Raw genomic sequence first — 16,811 nt, forward strand, 5'->3', positions numbered from 1 at the left:
CGCTCAGTCGCGCTCCCGGATTTTAAGAACAGACATTTTACCGCTATTGCCGTAAACCAGAAGGTTTCCGTCTTGCAAGCGCTGAAAAGGCACTCGCAATCCTTCATCGTCAAACTCAAGCTGCCCCTGAAGGCTACCGTCTTCCAGTGACAGCATGTGGATATAACCTTCGTAGTCGCCAACCAGCAGATAATCGCCAAACACGATTGGCTGGGTGGGCTGACGCCAGGACAATCTGTCCTGCACCCACAATTCGCGGCGATCAGAGCCGCGGTAGGCTGTGATATCACCATTAGCCCCGGCTACAAAAATATTGCCATCGCCAATCATGGGAGACTGCAGGCTCGATTCCTTCCGGCTCCAGATTTCCTGGCCGCTCTGCAGGTCAACCAGCGCCAGTTTACCCTGATAGCCAACCACCATGGCGGCGCTTTCCAGAATCAGTGGCTCACCAGCAACATCGACCAGCCTTTCCAGCTCTGTCCGGCCCTGAGGCTGACCCACTTCGTATTGCCAGACCGGTTGCCCGGACTCGGTCGAAATCGCCATCAGCTTGCCGTTGGCCAGCGACGCCAGAACCAGGTCTGCACCCACCAGTGGTGATGCCGCTGCCCGCATGGACAGTACTGGTACATCGCTGTCATATTGCCAGGCCTTGTCGCCACCGTTGGTATTGAAAGCAAGTACTTTCCCGTCGATGGTCTGAACCACGACAAGACGCCCGTTCGACTGGGGAGAAGCCAGCGCCTCGTTTGGCAGAGACTGCTCCCAAAGCTCGGTGCCGTCCTGCCGCGAAAGTACCTTCAGCTGGGCGTCTCTGGTAACCAGATAGAGGTTACCCTGATCACCGCCAACTCCTGCATTGATATCCTCGTCAAGATCCTGGTACCAGACGACGGCACCGTTCTCCGGGTCAACCGCCCAGATTTCCCCTTCGGCTGACGCCGCGTAGAGAGTATCGCCGGCATTCAAAGGTGCCAGATAAAGGAAGTTTTCGTCGTGGCCCTCTCCTACACCCATGGTCCAAACGCTTTCGAGTTCGACAGTGGCAGAGATCTCAGGCAGCGGTTTGGGCTGTTCAAAGGTATCCGTGCTGCTGCAACCGGCCAGCAGTGCCGTCACCAACAGACCAATCAGTGGAACGGAACGCTTTTGCCCTGGGAACATCAGGGGCATCAGGCTCCCTCCCCTACGCCAAGATCCGACAGCTTGAGTTCCAGAATACCGCTACGTCCCTGCTGGTTCTGGTCTCGGGCAGCCAGATAGGCTTCACGGGCACCATCACGGTCCCCCTGTGCCAGCAGGATGTCGCCTCTCAGCTCTGTAAAAATGGCATTGAAGCTGCCGGCTTCGCCCACGCTCTCAATGATGGAAAGGGCCTGGTCATACTGTTCGGCCGCAAAATGGGCGCGGGCGAGCCGGTTACGGATTACCAGTGCCAGCGGGCCTGAGTCACCTGCCTTTTCCTGAGCCCAGGAGAGGGACTCAATGGCAGCCTCCGCATCGTTCTGCTCCATCATCTGTTGCCGCGCCAGCATCAACATACCGTAGATGGCGAACGCACTGTCGGTGTATTCATCGCGCAGCCTCTCAGCCACATAGGCCACGGTCTCGGCGCGGTTTTCATCACTCTCATCGCTGTAGGCGTTGATCAGGTCAGCAAACTGGGAGGCCGCTTCAGTACGCTGCTGCATCTGATGGTTCTGCCAGGCCTGCCAGCCAAAAACGATGGCCAGTGCCACAGCAATGCCGATCAGGAGCGAAGTGCCATTATTCTTCCACCAGTCCTTTATTGCCTGGACCTGTTCTTCCTCAGTGCGCATTTCAGCCATGATGACTCCTGTAATAAATGGTTATTGTGCCTGTAGCCTTTCGGCCCGCCATCAGCGGCCCAGCAATTCTTCCAGTACGCCCGCAAGGTCAGCCTGACCAACATCCTGCTGCGGCTCATCCGAACGCAGAGGCTTTAGCCCTACCGTGCCTGTGGCCAGCTCGTTCTCTCCAAGGATAACGGCATAGCGGGCGCCGCTGCGATCTGCCTTTTTCATCTGGCTCTTGAAGCTGCCGCCGCCACAATGGCTCATTACTCGCGTTCCCGGCAAGGCCGAACGCAGCGATTCTGCAAGGGACAGCGCTGGTGCTACCGTGGCGTCGCCCATGGCCGTCACGTACACATCCACATTGCCGTTGACACTGGCCGGCACGAGGCTGAGCGTTTCCAGCAGCAGGATCAGCCGTTCAAGCCCCATGGCGAACCCTACGGCGTAAGTGGGTTTGCCACCCAGCTGCTCAACCAGTCCGTCATAACGGCCACCGGCGCACACAGTGCCCTGTGCCCCAAGGCTGTCGGTAATCCACTCGAAAACCGTTTTGCCATAATAATCCAGCCCGCGTACCAGACGCGGGTTAACGGTGTAACGGATACCGGCAGTATCCAGCAGGCTACAAAGCTCCCGGAAGTGCTCTACGGATTCCTGGTCCAGGTACTCATCCAGCTTGGGGGCATCCGCAAGAAGCTGCTGGGTCCCCGGGTGTTTGCTGTCCAGAATGCGCAGGGGATTGGACTCCAGACGGCGCAGGCTATCCTCATCCAGCTGATCCCGATACCCCGAAAGGTAGGCCACCAGAGCTTCACGGTATTCACGACGGGCTGCAGAAGTGCCAATGGAATTGATTTCCAGGCGGGTGTGCTCACTCAACCCGAGTTCGCGCCAGAGGCGCGCAGTCAAGACCAACAATTCTGCGTCGATATCCGGGCCAGTCATGCCAAAACATTCCACACCTATCTGGTGGAATTGGCGATATCGTCCCTTCTGCGGGCGCTCGTGCCTGAACATCGGCCCGGTATACCACAGCCGCCGGGTCTGATTGAAAAGCAGGCCGTGCTCTTCCGCAGCGCGAACACAACCCGCAGTGCCTTCCGGGCGCAGGGTCAGGCTGTCGCCATTGCGGTCTTCGAAGGTGTACATCTCCTTCTCGACAATATCCGTGACTTCGCCGATGGAACGCTTGAACAGGTCAGTCTGTTCCACCACGGGCATACGGATTTCCTGGTAACCGTACTGCGAAAGTACCCGCCTCACCGCGTTTTCCACAAACTGCCACACCGGCGTCTGTTCTGGCAGGATATCGTTCATCCCGCGAATTGCCTGGATCTTAGCCAAGTTACTACCTTATCTGTTTCAGTGATTTGGCGATCTGCACTCAATCAGTCGAGCGGGTAATGATCGCGTCTTCCTTTTCCTTGCGACGGGCTACTTCCTCACGGATCAGCCGCTCCAGATCGTCGGTCAGGTTGGCATTATCCAGCTTCTGGTTCGGCTTGCCCGACATGTAGAACAGATTCTTGGGGCTACCGCCGGTAAGACCAAGATCTGCCACTTTAGCCTCACCCGGACCGTTGACGATGCAACCGATAATGGCCACGTCCAGTGACTCGTTGACGTCTTCAAGCCGCGCTTCGAGATCATTCATGGTCTGGATAACATCGAAGTTCTGCCGCGAACAGCTCGGGCAGGCAACAAAGTTGATACCACGACTACGCAGACGAAGACTCTTGAGAATATCGAAGCCAACCTTGATTTCCTGCACCGGATCCGCCGCCAGGGAGACCCTGATGGTGTCGCCGATACCGTCCATCAACAGCATGCCCAGACCAATCGACGATTTCACCGTGCCGGAGCGGAAGCCACCGGCCTCAGTGATGCCCAGGTGCAGGGGCTGATCAATCTGCGCCGCGATCTGGCGGTACGCCGCCACGGTCATGAACACTTCCGAAGCCTTGAGGCTGACCTTGAAATCCTGGAAATCGTGTTTGTCCAGAATATCGATATGGCGCATCGCCGATTCCACCAGGGCTTCCGGTGTCGGTTCGCCATATTTGCGCTGCAGAGCCTTCTCCAGTGAACCGGCGTTCACCCCGATACGGATCGGAATATTGCGGTCACGGGCTGCGCTGATCACCGCACTCACGCGATCATCCCGACCAATATTGCCGGGGTTGATCCGCAGGCAGTCAACACCCAGTTCAGCTACCCGCAGCGCAATCTTGTGGTCAAAATGGATATCGGCCACCAACGGCACAGAGACCATGGAGCGGATCTTGCCGAAGGCCTCGGCCGCATCCATGGAGGGAACAGATACCCGCACGATGTCAGCGCCAGCCTCCTGCAGTGCGCGGATCTGGCCAACCGTTGCATCCACGTCGCAGGTATTGGTGTTGGTCATGCTCTGAACAGCGATCGGAGCGTCCCCACCTACAGGAACATCACCCACCATGATCTGGCGGGATTTACGTCTTTTGATCGGAGATTCGTGATTCATAGCCTGCTAACCGGAAAAGTGTGTACGTAACTATCAGATATCCAACGTGAATTCTGCACGGTTATTGACGACGCGGAAACCGGACATATTTACCGGCTCCCCATCGAAACGAATGGACTCGATGGCATCAACAGCACCAACAATCACCTCAATCGGTGCCCTTCCGGATACCTCGATCCGGTCGCCATCCCGCTGCAGGGCACCCACCAGACGATTGCCTGCGGAGTCGGTTACCTGAACCCAGCACTCATCACTGAACGTCATTTCCAACCGCGCGCTTCCAATTGCGGTGGCCGGCTGGGCGCTCTCCTCGAAGGCGGGCTCCGGAGAACTTGTAACAACCGGTACGCTGGTCTCATCAAGGTCACGAGATCGGGCCGGCACCACAGGCTCCTGAGCAGCCCCGCCGGCCGCCTCAGTGGATTCACTGTTGTTAACCAGGGAAACCTCTCGCTCCTCATCAGTTACTGATGCGTCCTCGCCCAAAGTGGCTGGCCCGTCAGTGCCCGGCTCATCGTCCATCGGTGCCGTCTCTGTCACGCCGGGGTCTTCCTCAATACTCGTGCCAAAGTCTGACGCGTCTGTGCTTTCAGGTACCGCTTCCACCGGGTCGGCCACCTCTGATGCGGGCTCGGGGCTATCGGGCTCTTCAGACGACTGAGTCAGAGCCGTATTGTCCAGAAAACGAAGTCCAATGAAGACGGCAATGGCGATAACCAGTAGAAAAAAGAGAAGCTTTGCCATTCTTCGTTTCTGGCGTCTTCGACGTTCAATATCAACCAGAGGATTCAGCTCTTCCGCCTGGGCTTTCTCCTGCCGTAACGGTTCCAGTTCCTTGTCGAGGGAGGCGATCACCGTATCAGGGTTCAGATCAACCTGGCGTGCATAGGTTCTGACATACCCTTTCAGGAACAGTTCGCTGTCGATCTGTCGGTAATTCCCATCCTCAATGGCATGGATTACCGCGGGGCGCAGGTGTTGCGCATCCGCTACAGCCGAGACACTCAGCCCCTTCTGCTCCCGTGCGTGCCGGAGTTGCTGTCCTACGGAGTCACTCACCGCTGGCTGTTGTGTATCATCACTGTCCATTTGAGGTCATCACCCTGTATTGTTGGTATTCGACAGAGTTCGGGAAATTGTTCTTCAACTGCAGCCCCAGGCTCGATGCAAGGTTCCGGTCGCCAAAATGGTGAGCAATACGGATCCCCGTATACAGGCTCTCCGGTGAGTGACGAAGATTCTTGTTGCGTTGCATCAGGTTCGTCAGGCGGCTGTAATGACGGGAGGCAGCCTGATATTCGCCGGCTTCAACCAGCGTGCGGGACAGCGCAAGCAGCGATCTCGCGTCGCCACGGGACAATTCGACTGCCCGCCGATACGCAGTAGTCGCCCCTTCGAGGTTGCCGATCCGCTCCTCTGTAAGGCCCAGGTTGAAAAATACCGATGCTCTCTCACCGTAGCCGGTGTCTCTGGAAGCTGCGAGGAACTGATCGCGGGCCTCTTCAAACCGGCGCTCCCCGTATAGGAACGCTCCGTAATAAACCCGTCCACGGGTATAGTCCGCGTCATTGGCGAGCGCATCTTTGAATGACCGCTCGGCCAGTTCCGGCTCACCCTCTGTCTGATAGACCAAACCCATTGCACCCAGCGCACCGGGATCATCCGGTGAAAGCTCGAGAGCACGCTCAAGGTGGTTCCGTGCGCGGTCCAGGTTGCCCTGACCAATATAAGCGGTGGCCAGTTGAACGTAGTTCCTCACGGCCTTGTCGCGGTCCGCTTCGCGTGCGAACCGGCTATCCGTATTGGTCACACAGCCTGTGACAAGCATTGCCAGCAACACCATAGCAAATGCGGCCCGGACCCGGTTTACTGGTTCAGATGTCACAGTTGGCAATTCCTCTTGTATTCAGGGGTGAAGGCTCACCCGGGTTCATGGGCTGACCTGATGCACCTGGATGTATCGCTGGCTTCTTTTCGTTCGATCTTCCACTCTGCCGACAAGCTGCCCACAAGCGGCATCGATGTCGTCGCCACGGGTTGTTCTGACGGTGGCGATATAGCCCGCCTCATTAAGAACCGTCTGGAAACGACGGGTGGCGTTCATGCTCGGACGCCGGAAATCACTCTCCGGAAACGGGTTGAAAGGAATCAGGTTGATCTTGCAAGGAAGGCCCCGCAGCACCACAGCCAGCTCCCTGGCATGTTCAGGCTGATCATTAACCCCTTCGATCACCGTGTACTCGATGGTCGCCTTGCGCTTGTCCGGCAAACGCGCCAGGTAGCGGCGGGTAGCTGCCAGCAATTCCGCGATCGGATACTTTTTATTCAACGGCACCAATTGGTTACGCAATTCATCATTGGGGGCATGAAGCGAAATGGCCAGTGAAACATCGGTAACCTCGCCCAGCCGATCTATGGCCGGAACCACACCGGAAGTGCTCACCGTGACCCGCCGCTTGGAGATCCCGTACGCCAGATCCTCCATCATCAGGTTCATGGCATCAACCACGTTTTCGAAGTTCAGCAGCGGCTCCCCCATCCCCATCATCACGACATTGGTAATCGGACGATCGGGGCCTGGCTCGAAGGGCATGAACGCTTTGCGGGCAACCCAGACCTGGCCGATAATTTCTGCGGCAGTCAGGTTACGGTTAAAGCCACGCTTTCCCGTTGAGCAGAAGGTACAGTCCAGGCTGCAGCCAATCTGTGAGGAAACACACAGGGTGCCACGCTCGCCATCGGGAATCAGCACGGTTTCGACACTGTTGCCGTTGTCCATGCGCATGACCCACTTGCGGGTACCGTCTTTTGACGATTCATCGTAGACCACTTCAGGGCCGCGGATTTCCGCAACCTCCTGCAGCTTCTCCCGCAATACCTTGCTCATATTGGTCATTTGATCGAAGTCATCGGCACCGCGCTGATGAATCCACTGCAACACCTGCGTCGCCCGGAAACGCTTCTCCCCCAGGGATTCAAAGAAAGCCTCCATTTTGGCCTTCGGCATTCCCAGAAGGTTGGTTTTCTCAGCAACAGCTGTCATTTCATAACCTCGATCAGATAACCAATCCGGGCCGGAAGAAATTCCGGCCCGGGGCAGCTCAATCAACCGCGCGGGCAGATCTCGCTGTCATTGAAAAAGTACGCAATTTCACGCTCGGCCGACGCTGCCGAATCCGAACCGTGAACGGCGTTTGCATCGATAGACGACGCAAAGTCGGCGCGAATGGTGCCGGCTTCCGCCTCTTTCGGGTTGGTAGCACCCATCAGGTCACGATTCTTCAGGATAGCACCTTCGCCTTCCAGAACCTGAACAACAACCGGGCCAGAGGTCATGAACGCGACCAGATCGTTGAAAAACGGGCGTTCTTTGTGCTCAGCGTAGAAACCTTCCGCCTGTTCCTGAGTCAGATGCATCATCTTCGCGGCAACAATCGTCAGTCCTGCTTTTTCAAAACGTGTATAAATCTCGCCGATCACATTTTTTGCGACTGCGTCGGGCTTGATAATCGAGAGCGTGCGCTCGTTTGCCATGATCTGTCTCCATTCAGGTTCAGAAAAATTTCAGGGTTGGGATTATACGCAGTCCGGAGGCAACTGCCTACCGCACTGAACGGAGACGGCTAACAACGTCAACGATTTGCGTCGCTGCGAAGTCGGCCTCCTCCGGCGTGGAAAAGCGTCCGAAAGAAAACCGGAGGGCCCGGTGAGCCTGCTCATCGTCCAGACCAATACCTTTCAATACGAACGATGGCTCTATGGTGGCAGAAGAACAGGCAGATCCGGATGACACTGCGAGATTTCTCAGCCCCAGCATCAGCGACTCTGCATCTACGCCTGCAAAAGACAGGTTCACAATGCCAGGCACCCGGTGCTCCTCGCTGCCATTGAGCGTTACGCCTTCGAGGTTACCCAGCCCTTCCAGAAACCGACTGCGGATGTCTTCCAGCATTTGCCGATCTTGCTCAAGTTGCGTGCTCGCAAGCTCGAACGCCTTACCCATGCCAACGATCTGATGGGTAGGCAGCGTGCCGGAACGCATGCCCCGTTCGTGGCCACCACCATGAATCTGCGACTCAATTCGCACATCCGGTGACCGGCGAACATACAGGGCACCAACACCTTTGGGACCATAAACCTTGTGGGCAGACAGGGACAGAAGATCAACCGGAGCAGTACTGATATCCACTTCGGTTTTCCCCGCTGCCTGGGCCGCGTCGACGTGAAACAGCACGCCGCGCTCCCGAAGCAGGGTTCCGATGGCCGCAATATCGGTCTGACATCCCAGCTCATTGTTCACCATCATCAGGCTTACCAGAACCGTATTATCCTGAAGCGCATCTTCCACCTGCCCCGGGGAAACACGCCCGTCAGGTCCGGGTGTCAGCCAGGTGACGCTCACGCCATGCTGCTCAAGCCATTTGCAGGTATCAAGAACCGCCTTGTGCTCGATCACCGAGGTCACAAGGTGGGGGTTATCGCGACCTGCAACGGCACCCTTGATGGCCAGGTTGTCGGATTCAGTGGCACCGGAAGTCCACACAATTTCCCGTGGGTCAGCGTGGATGAGATTGGCAACCTGGCGGCGGGCACCTTCAACGGCAGCTTCGGCTTGCCAGCCATAGGCATGGGAGCGGGAGGCGGGATTCCCGAAAACACCGTCAAGGGTGAGGTATTTGCACATTTCTTCGGCAACGACGGGATCTACGGGCGTGGTCGCCGCATAATCCATATAGACGGGCTTTTTCATAGAGACTTCAGGATAATCGTTCAGGCCGGCGCCTGATCGTTAAGGCGCTCGGTGTTAATCGTCTGTGAATCGCCTTCGGAATGACGCTTGTTTTGCCGACTGGCAACCACCTGAATTTCGCGTTTTCTCATCAGGTCCCCGAGACTGATGTCGCTCAGGAACTGATGAATCTGGTCGCTAAGATCAGACCACAGGTGGTGGGTCAGGCATTTCTCGCCATTCTGGCAATCACCCTTGTTGCCGCAACGTGTGGTATCCAGGGATTCACTGACCGCGTCCACCACCTCAGCAATATAGACGGCATCGGGTTCACGGCTCAGCCGGTAGCCACCACCGGGCCCACGGATACTGGTCACAAGCTTGTGGCGGCGAAGGCGGGAAAACAACTGCTCGAGATACGAGAGGGAGATCTCCTGCCGGGCAGAAATATCCGCCAGACTGACCGGACCCTGGTCCCCGTGAAGGGCCAGATCCAGCATTGCCGTCACCGCGTAGCGGCCTTTGGTGGTCAGTCTCATAAACTCAGCCCCGGTCAGGGATTGATTCGGTTTTAACTGGGGCGAGTATGAATTGACCAACCATTTCAGTCAAGTATTCACCGTTGCGACGGTTCATCCTCCCGTACGCAGTCGAAGTCCTCCTCCTGCAGCGGCGGAAGCTCGCCGTTCTGATACTCGCTGTTTACCTTTCTCAATGCCTTGCACATGTTTTCCATGCGCTCATCAACCGCATGCATATGGTCCAGCAGGCTGCGCATCGCCCGGGCCACCGGGTCTGGCATTTCTTCAGTCACGCCGTAGGCATCGAAGCCCATACGCTCTTCCATTTCCTTGCGGCGTACGCTGTCTTCCTCCTTGCGTTTGACAACAACCCGGCCCGGAATCCCGACGACGGTTGCACCCGCGGGGACCGCTTTGGTGACCACAGAGTTGGAACCTATCTTGGCACCCTCTCCCACATCGAACGGCCCCAGAATCTTGGCGCCGGCGCCAACTACAACGCCATTACCCAGCGTAGGGTGTCGCTTTCCCTTGTTCCAGCTGGTTCCACCCAGGGTCACACCCTGGTAGAGAGTCACGTCATCACCAATAACGGTGGTTTCACCAATCACAACGCCCATACCGTGGTCGATAAAAAAACGACGGCCGATGGTCGCCCCGGGGTGAATCTCGACGCCGGTCAGCCAACGGGCAAGTGTCGAGAAGGTGCGCGCCAGCCACTTCAGGCCAAGATTCCACAGCCAGTGTGAAAAACGATGACACAGGAGGGCATGAAGTCCGGGGTAATTAGTCAGAACTTCAAAGGTGTTGCGAGCTGCGGGATCACGATGAAAAACACTGTTTACATCTTCCCTTAAACGATCAAACATAACCCTATTCCTGCTCACCGGCTGTAAAACCAGCCTTCGACGTATTTTGTCCTGCTTTGTCAGCGCCAGCGGACTTCTGGACAGCGCTCAGGACGCCCCGGAGGATGTTGAGTTCCGTCTGATCCAGTTTCGCTCTCTGGAACAGGCGGCGCAACCGCGTCATCAGCAACCCCGGTTTTTCGCGGCGATGGAAGTCCACATCCACCAGCACCTGCTCAAGATGCTCGAAAAATCCTTCAACGTCCCTGACCGGTGCCGGCGGCACATCCCAGCCAGCGTCTCCCGGCGCGGCCATGGGCTTGAGATAGGGGCTGCCCTCCCCACCTTCAAGTCCCCGCAGGTAATGCATGCGCAATTCGTAACACATCACCTGAACTGCCATGGACAGGTTCAGCGAACTGTAGTCCGGATTCGACGGAATATGAATGTGGAAGTGGCAGCGTTGCAACTCTTCATTGCTCAGCCCATGGTTCTCACGCCCGAACACCAACGCAACCGGCCCTTCTCCGGAATGCTCCGACGCCATGGCAGCGGCATCGGGCGGCGCAATTACCGGCCAGGGGACCTTGCGGCCGCGGGCGCTGGTGCCCATCACGCAGACACAGTCAGCGATAGCCTCATCGAGAGAGCTGACCACCCGTGCGTTATCCAGCACATCGGATGCACCCGCCGCCCGCGCATAGGAGGTTTCGTCAGGAAACGATGCCGGATTGACCAGCCAGAGACTGCCCATCGCCATATTCTTCATGGCCCTCGCAACGGCTCCGATATTGCCGGAATGCGATGTTTCAACCAGAACAATCCTGATCTGGTTGTCAAAGGTGTCGGTGCCCTCCTGGGGCATCGCGGACTTGTGCATGGCGATCGCGTCTCTGTAGTAATCTGTAAATAGAAATCCGGGAAGGCGCGTATGATACCAGATGTCGCCCCTCCCCTGCCTCTCCAGACAAGCCTCGATGCAGCGCTCTCAGTGACATTGCGGAGTCGAAAAACATACAAGCGGGGTCAGTTTTTGATATGCTATGCGGCCTTCACACACCCGGATAATGAACACTCAGATGCAACCAGCTATCAAAATGGCCCTGCGCGTCGCGCGTCAGGGGTCCGACTATCTGAAATCACACTTCGAACGCCAGGAACCCAATGGCGACAGCGAAGACCGCCGCAAGCAACTGGAGCGGGTCGAGCAGTCTGTTTACGACAATTTTTCCGAACAGCTCGAAAAAGCCTATAAAGACCACGCGATCGCGCCACTGAACGAGGCGGACGCCAACGGTAATGACAAGAGCTGGCATATTTTTCCGGTACTCGGGCGTGAAAACTTTCTCCGTGGCATTCCCGATTTCGCACTGGCATTGCTGCAGAAGAAAAACAACCGTACCGAGAACGTGTTGCTGATCAACCCGGTCACCGGCGAAGAGTATTCTGCCAGTCGCGGTCACGGGGCGGCGCTCAACAGCCGGCGCGTACGCACCAGCGAGGTCAAGCATTCTGACCGCGCAGCGGTGGTCAGCAACCTTCTGGACCAGACCCGTCACGGCGATGACCCGCTGATGTGGGGCGAAATGGCGTCGCTCCTGGCCCGCGACAGCAGCATGTTCCGCACGGCCGGCTGTGTCGCGCTGGATATCGCCCGGGTATCGTCCGGCCACCTCGACGCTGCCGTTATTTTCCGGCCGGAGCCTGCCGATCTTGCCATTGGCGTCACCCTGGCATTGGAGTCCGGCGCACTGACCGGCGACTTCTCCGGCAATCCATCAACCGAGAAAGCCAAGCAGCTTATCGTTGCCAATCCGAAGCTGTTCCGGGAAGTACTGAAAACCCTTCACCCCTTCCGGGGTCGCCTGCCACGCTGAACCAACTGGCCGGGCACAAAAAAGCCGCAACCCCGTGAGGTGTTGCGGCTTTTTTCTGGCTGACCGAATTACATCCGGTTCAGCCACTCTGGCGGTTGCTCTTCTTCCTCTTCCTGACCGGCCAGACCTTCCTTCGGCGGTATGATCAGATCTTCGCGTGCTACCCCAAGGGCAATAAGCATGTTAGCAGCCACGTAGATGGAGGAATACGTACCCACCACCACGCCGATCATCAACGCCAGCGCAAAGTTGTTGATGGCTTCGCCGCCCAGGAAATAAAGGGCCAGCAGAACCACAAGAGTGGTACCGGATGTATTGATGGTCCGGCTGATGGTCTGATGGATGGACTCGTTGATGATGTGCTCGGAATCGCCCTCCCGCATCTTGCGAAAGTTTTCACGAATCCGGTCAGCGACAACGATGGTGTCGTTCAGGGAATAACCGATAACCGCTAGCAGTGCCGCCAGTACGCTGAGATCGAAGGTCCACTGGAACAGCGCGAACACGCCAAGAACGATAATGACGTCATGGGCAAGGGGCACCACGGCTGCAATCCCGAACTTGAACTGAAACCGCATGCCGACATAGATCAGCACGACCGCAAGCGCAATCAGCATCCCCAGGCCGCTGTCTTCCTTCAGCTCATCACCCACCTGGGAACCAACAAACTCAGAACTGACAAGCTCAAGCTCTGCACCATCTGCGGAAAGAGCATCGGTAACCTCCAGCGCAAGCTTGTCGTTTTCCGCTTCCGCCATCCTTACCAGAACCGTGGTGTCGGAACCGAAGTTCTGCACCACAAACTGCTCGTAACCTGCCTCTTCGAGTGTGGCACGAACATCATCAAGTGCCGGAGCCTGCTGATACTCGAGCTCAACAGAAGTACCACCGGTAAAATCAAGCCCGAAGTTCAGGCCACGTGTCGCCATCAGGGCTATCGCCGCGATGACTAATATGAGGGACACTACGGAAGCAATCTTCCGTATGCCCATAAAATCGATAGGTTTTTTCTCAACTTCAGACATTGGCCAGCTTCCCTCCGATCGACAGTTTCTCGATCTTTCGACCGCCGTATACAAGATTTACGATGCTGCGACTGACCATCAGCCCGGAGAACATCGACGTGAGAATACCGATCGACAGCGTCACCGCGAACCCTTTCACAGGGCCGGAGCCCATGGCAAACAGGATCACAGCTACCAGCAAGGTGGTGATGTTGGCATCAAAAATCGACACAAAGGCCCTGGAGTATCCGGAGTTGATGGCCGACTGTGGCGGGATGCCCGTTTTCAGCTCTTCCTTTATACGCTCAAAGATCAGCACGTTGGCATCCACGGCCATACCTACCGTCAGTACAATACCCGCGATACCTGGCAGGGTCAGGGTTGCCGAGAGTATCGACATGCAGGCGATCAGCAGCATCAGGTTGAGTGTAAGCGCCACGTTGGCGATCATGCCAAAGCCACGGTAGTAAACCACCATGTAGCAGAGCACCAGTACGAAGCCGAGCAGTACCGACATCATGCCCGCATCGATGTTCTTCTGCCCGAGGCTTGGCCCAATGGTGCGCTCCTGGACGAAGTACATGGGCGCGGCCAATGAGCCGGCCCGCAGTAACAGCGCCAGTTCAGAAGCTTCGGGAATGGAGTCGAGACCGGTGATCCGGAAACTGCTTCCAAGCGCGGACTGGATGGTAGCAAGACTGATAATGCCCTTTTCAACCACGCGATTGTCGACGGTGCGGGTCTCACCATCCACAACCACTTCTTCTGTCTCTGTACGGTATTCAATAAACAGCACCGCCATGCGGCGGCTGATGGCGTTCCGGGTAGCCCGGTTCATCAGATCCCCACCCACAGAATCCATGGTGATGTTTACCTGGGGCTGACCGTTCTCATCAAATGCCTGCTGGGCGTTGGAGACATTGTCACCTGTGACAATAACCTCCCGCTCCAGGCGAGCCTCGCGATTGGGGTTGTCACGAAACTCATAGGTTTCCGTGTTCGCAGCGGACGCATCCTGTCGCGCTTCAAGACGGAACTCCAGATTGGCGGTAGCACCAAGGACGCGTTTTGCGGCTGCCGTATCCTGCACACCAGGCAACTCAACAATAATCCGGTCGGCACCCTGGCGCTGCACCAGGGGTTCTGCAACACCAAGCTCATTCACCCGGTTGCGGATGGTGGTCAGGTTCTGTTGCAGCGCATAGTCCTGAATCGACTTGATCTCGGCTTCCGAGATGGTGAGGATCAGGCGGTACTCGCCCTCCTCACTTTCTTCGTCGAGGAGAAACTGGTTGTACTGGTCGCGAACGAGACTGAATGCTTCGCTGCGGGACTCTTCATCCCGGAACGTCAGAACGATGGAGTTGTCGCCCTCCAGGTCACCGCCGCGGTAGCGCACACGCTCGTCGCGCAACTCACGCTTGATCTGGCTGGACATGGATTCAAGGCGCTGTTCAACCGCCGTTTCCATATCCACTTCCAGCAGGAAGTGGACACCACCGCGAAGATCGAGGCCCAGTTTCATGGGCCCGGCACCCAGACTTTTCAGCCAGTCCGGTGTGGATGGCGCCATGTTGAGGGCTACCAGGTAGTCCCTGCCGAGCGCATCCTGAACAACCGGCCTCGCCCGCAGTTGGGCGTCGGCATTATTCAGACGGATCAGGGCATCACGCTCCTGGATCTCGGATTCCTTGACTGCAATCCCCTTCGCCTCGAGCGCATCAACGGCCCTTTCCAGAATCCTCTGATTGACCTCGGTGCTACTGCGCGCACCTGTGATCTGTACGGCGTAGTCGTCGGGGAAGACATTAGGCAGAGCGTAGATGAACCCGATCACCAGAGCGATGACGATAACCAGGTTTTTCCAGAGCGGATACTTGTTCAGCATGGGGTCCCTTTAAGCCGGCCAACAGGCCGGCTGTGATGTTTCAGCTTGGCAAATTCAGACCTGAGTGAAAAATCGGCTCAGATGTCCTTCAGAGTTCCTTTCGGAAGTGCAGCTGCAACAGCGACTTTCTGAACCTTGACTTCAACGTTATCGGCAATCTCGACCACGATAAAATCGTCGGTAACCTTGGTGATCTTGCCGGCAACGCCGCCTGAGGTAACTACCTCATCACCTTTGTTCAGGCCGGACATCAGAGCCTTGTGCTCTTTCGCACGCTTGGACTGCGGGCGCCAGATCAGGAAGTAGAAAATCAGGATAAAGCCGGCGAAGAAAATCACCTGCCCCATCACTCCCATGCCGCCCGCACCGGGATCCTGTGCCATGGCCAGTGCCGGCATCACAGCAAAGAGTGCAGCAACAAGTAATTTGATTGATTTCATTGATTATCTCCGTTTTTAAGAAAAGTTCAGTAGCGGTTGAGCACCGGCATATCCCGCAGTCACTGCGCCATTGGTGGCACGGTTTCACCCCGGCGGGCATAGAAGTCGCTGATAAAGTCCGACAATGTACCTGCTTCAATTGCGCCACGCAATCCAGCCATCACGTTCTGGTAATAACGCAGATTATGGATGGTATTGAGTTGCGAACCGAGCATTTCTCCACACTTATCCAAATGATGCAGGTAACTTCTAGAAAAGTTCTCACAGGTATAACAGTCGCACTGATCATCCAGCGGAGCAGTATCATGGCGATGGCGCGCATTGCGGATTTTGACGATACCGGTGGAGGTAAACAGGTAACCGTTACGGGCGTTACGGGTGGGCATTACGCAGTCAAACATATCCACGCCGCGGCGAACTGCCTCCACAAGATCTTCGGGCCGGCCAACGCCCATAAGGTAACGGGGCCGATCCTCCGGCATCTTCGGTGGCAGATGATCCAGGATGCGGATCATGTCCTCCTTGGGCTCCCCTACCGAGAGCCCGCCAATGGCGTAGCCGTCAAATCCGATCTCCGTCAGCCCCTCCAGTGAACGATCCCGCAGAGACTCATACATGCCTCCCTGAACGATACCGAACAGTGCCGCCGGGTTGCCCGCATGTGCCTCCTTGCTTCGGCTCGCCCAACGCAGGGACAGCTCCATCGACTCCCTGGCCTGCTTTTCAGTAGCAGGATAAGGCGTGCACTCGTCAAAAATCATCACGATGTCGGAACCCAGGTCCCGCTGGACCTGCATGGCAATTTCCGGTGACAGCTCCACAGGAGAACCATCGATCGGGGAGCGGAAGGTCACGCCCGCTTCCGTAATCTTGCGCATTTCTCCAAGGCTGAATACCTGGAAGCCACCGGAGTCTGTCAGGATCGGCCCGTGCCATTGGGTAAAACCGTGCAGATCGCCATGGGCCTTCACCACCTCGGTGCCTGGCCGCAACATCAGGTGAAAGGTATTGCCCAGGATGATCTCTGCGCCTATGCCCTTTATGTCCCGAGGCAACATGCCCTTGACGGTGCCATAGGTGCCCACCGGCATGAAAGCCGGCGTTTCCACGGTCCCCCGGGGAAACGTTAACCGCCCGCGCCGGGCTCGGCCATCCTCTCCCAGCTTTTCAAAGGACATAAA

At 56.9% G+C, this 16,811-nt stretch carries 17 protein-coding genes; 1 reads left to right on the forward strand and 16 read right to left on the reverse strand.

Translation table 11 applies throughout. The annotated features are described in order from the left end of the window. Window positions 1-3 precede the first annotated feature (3 nt). The 12 genes from bamB to trmJ form a co-directional block, all read right to left on the reverse strand. The gene (bamB, locus tag FO268_RS11785; protein WP_404802922.1) at window positions 4-1,167 is read right to left on the reverse strand and encodes an outer membrane protein assembly factor BamB; all 1,164 of its coding nucleotides are present in this window, start codon (window positions 1,165-1,167) and stop codon (window positions 4-6) included. 8 nt (window positions 1,168-1,175) lie between these two features. After that, entirely contained in the window at window positions 1,176-1,832 is a 657-nt protein-coding gene (locus FO268_RS11790; RefSeq protein ID WP_150993142.1) for a YfgM family protein, read from the reverse strand. A gap of 51 nt (window positions 1,833-1,883) precedes the next feature. Next, window positions 1,884-3,164: a histidine--tRNA ligase gene (gene hisS, locus FO268_RS11795; protein ID WP_150993144.1), complete on the reverse strand. Its 1,281-nt coding sequence runs from the start codon at window positions 3,162-3,164 to the stop codon at window positions 1,884-1,886. 40 nt (window positions 3,165-3,204) lie between these two features. Further along, window positions 3,205-4,323, reverse strand: a complete 1,119-nt coding sequence (gene ispG / locus FO268_RS11800) for a flavodoxin-dependent (E)-4-hydroxy-3-methylbut-2-enyl-diphosphate synthase (RefSeq protein WP_150993146.1) — start codon at window positions 4,321-4,323, stop codon at window positions 3,205-3,207. A gap of 33 nt (window positions 4,324-4,356) precedes the next feature. Next, window positions 4,357-5,412, reverse strand: coding sequence for a RodZ domain-containing protein (locus FO268_RS11805; RefSeq protein ID WP_150993148.1), 1,056 nt, complete (start codon window positions 5,410-5,412; stop codon window positions 4,357-4,359). Further along, the gene (pilW, locus tag FO268_RS11810) at window positions 5,402-6,166 is read right to left on the reverse strand and encodes a type IV pilus biogenesis/stability protein PilW (protein WP_150993360.1); all 765 of its coding nucleotides are present in this window, start codon (window positions 6,164-6,166) and stop codon (window positions 5,402-5,404) included. Before pilW ends, FO268_RS11805 begins: the two co-directional genes overlap by 11 nt. Before the next feature lie 87 nt (window positions 6,167-6,253). Then, window positions 6,254-7,366, reverse strand: a complete 1,113-nt coding sequence (gene rlmN / locus FO268_RS11815; RefSeq protein ID WP_150993150.1) for a 23S rRNA (adenine(2503)-C(2))-methyltransferase RlmN — start codon at window positions 7,364-7,366, stop codon at window positions 6,254-6,256. Window positions 7,367-7,428: 62 nt separating this feature from the next. Further along, on the reverse strand, window positions 7,429-7,857 hold the full coding sequence (gene ndk / locus FO268_RS11820; RefSeq protein ID WP_150993152.1) for a nucleoside-diphosphate kinase: 429 nt from the start codon (window positions 7,855-7,857) through the stop codon (window positions 7,429-7,431). 67 nt (window positions 7,858-7,924) lie between these two features. After that, window positions 7,925-9,073 (reverse strand): IscS subfamily cysteine desulfurase, encoded by a 1,149-nt coding sequence (locus tag FO268_RS11825; RefSeq protein ID WP_150993154.1) that lies wholly within the window; start codon window positions 9,071-9,073, stop codon window positions 7,925-7,927. A 20-nt stretch (window positions 9,074-9,093) separates the two neighbouring features. Then, window positions 9,094-9,591 carry a Fe-S cluster assembly transcriptional regulator IscR gene (iscR, locus tag FO268_RS11830; protein WP_150993156.1) on the reverse strand — a complete coding sequence of 166 codons (498 nt, stop codon included), beginning with the start codon at window positions 9,589-9,591 and terminating at the stop codon, window positions 9,094-9,096. 77 nt (window positions 9,592-9,668) lie between these two features. Then, window positions 9,669-10,442 (reverse strand): serine O-acetyltransferase, encoded by a 774-nt coding sequence (gene cysE, locus FO268_RS11835; RefSeq protein WP_150993158.1) that lies wholly within the window; start codon window positions 10,440-10,442, stop codon window positions 9,669-9,671. A 4-nt stretch (window positions 10,443-10,446) separates the two neighbouring features. Beyond that, window positions 10,447-11,301, reverse strand: coding sequence for a tRNA (cytosine(32)/uridine(32)-2'-O)-methyltransferase TrmJ (trmJ, locus tag FO268_RS11840; RefSeq protein ID WP_150993160.1), 855 nt, complete (start codon window positions 11,299-11,301; stop codon window positions 10,447-10,449). Between the two features lie 199 nt (window positions 11,302-11,500). Between trmJ and FO268_RS11845 the strand changes: the two genes are divergently transcribed. Next, entirely contained in the window at window positions 11,501-12,298 is a 798-nt protein-coding gene (locus tag FO268_RS11845; protein WP_150993162.1) for an inositol monophosphatase family protein, read from the forward strand. A gap of 68 nt (window positions 12,299-12,366) precedes the next feature. Here FO268_RS11845 and secF read toward each other — a convergent pair whose 3' ends face one another. The 4 genes from secF to tgt form a co-directional block, all read right to left on the reverse strand. Next, window positions 12,367-13,323, reverse strand: a complete 957-nt coding sequence (gene secF / locus FO268_RS11850) for a protein translocase subunit SecF (RefSeq protein WP_150993164.1) — start codon at window positions 13,321-13,323, stop codon at window positions 12,367-12,369. After that, on the reverse strand, window positions 13,316-15,190 hold the full coding sequence (gene secD, locus FO268_RS11855; protein ID WP_150993166.1) for a protein translocase subunit SecD: 1,875 nt from the start codon (window positions 15,188-15,190) through the stop codon (window positions 13,316-13,318). The genes secF and secD overlap by 8 nt, the downstream gene beginning before the upstream one ends. A gap of 77 nt (window positions 15,191-15,267) precedes the next feature. Then, window positions 15,268-15,630, reverse strand: a complete 363-nt coding sequence (gene yajC, locus FO268_RS11860; protein WP_150993168.1) for a preprotein translocase subunit YajC — start codon at window positions 15,628-15,630, stop codon at window positions 15,268-15,270. A 59-nt stretch (window positions 15,631-15,689) separates the two neighbouring features. Next, on the reverse strand, window positions 15,690-16,808 hold the full coding sequence (gene tgt, locus FO268_RS11865) for a tRNA guanosine(34) transglycosylase Tgt (protein WP_150993362.1): 1,119 nt from the start codon (window positions 16,806-16,808) through the stop codon (window positions 15,690-15,692). Window positions 16,809-16,811: the final 3 nt, after the last annotated feature.

The organism is Marinobacter denitrificans (genome assembly GCF_008795955.1).
Taxonomy (GTDB): Bacteria; Pseudomonadota; Gammaproteobacteria; order Pseudomonadales; family Oleiphilaceae; genus Marinobacter; species Marinobacter denitrificans.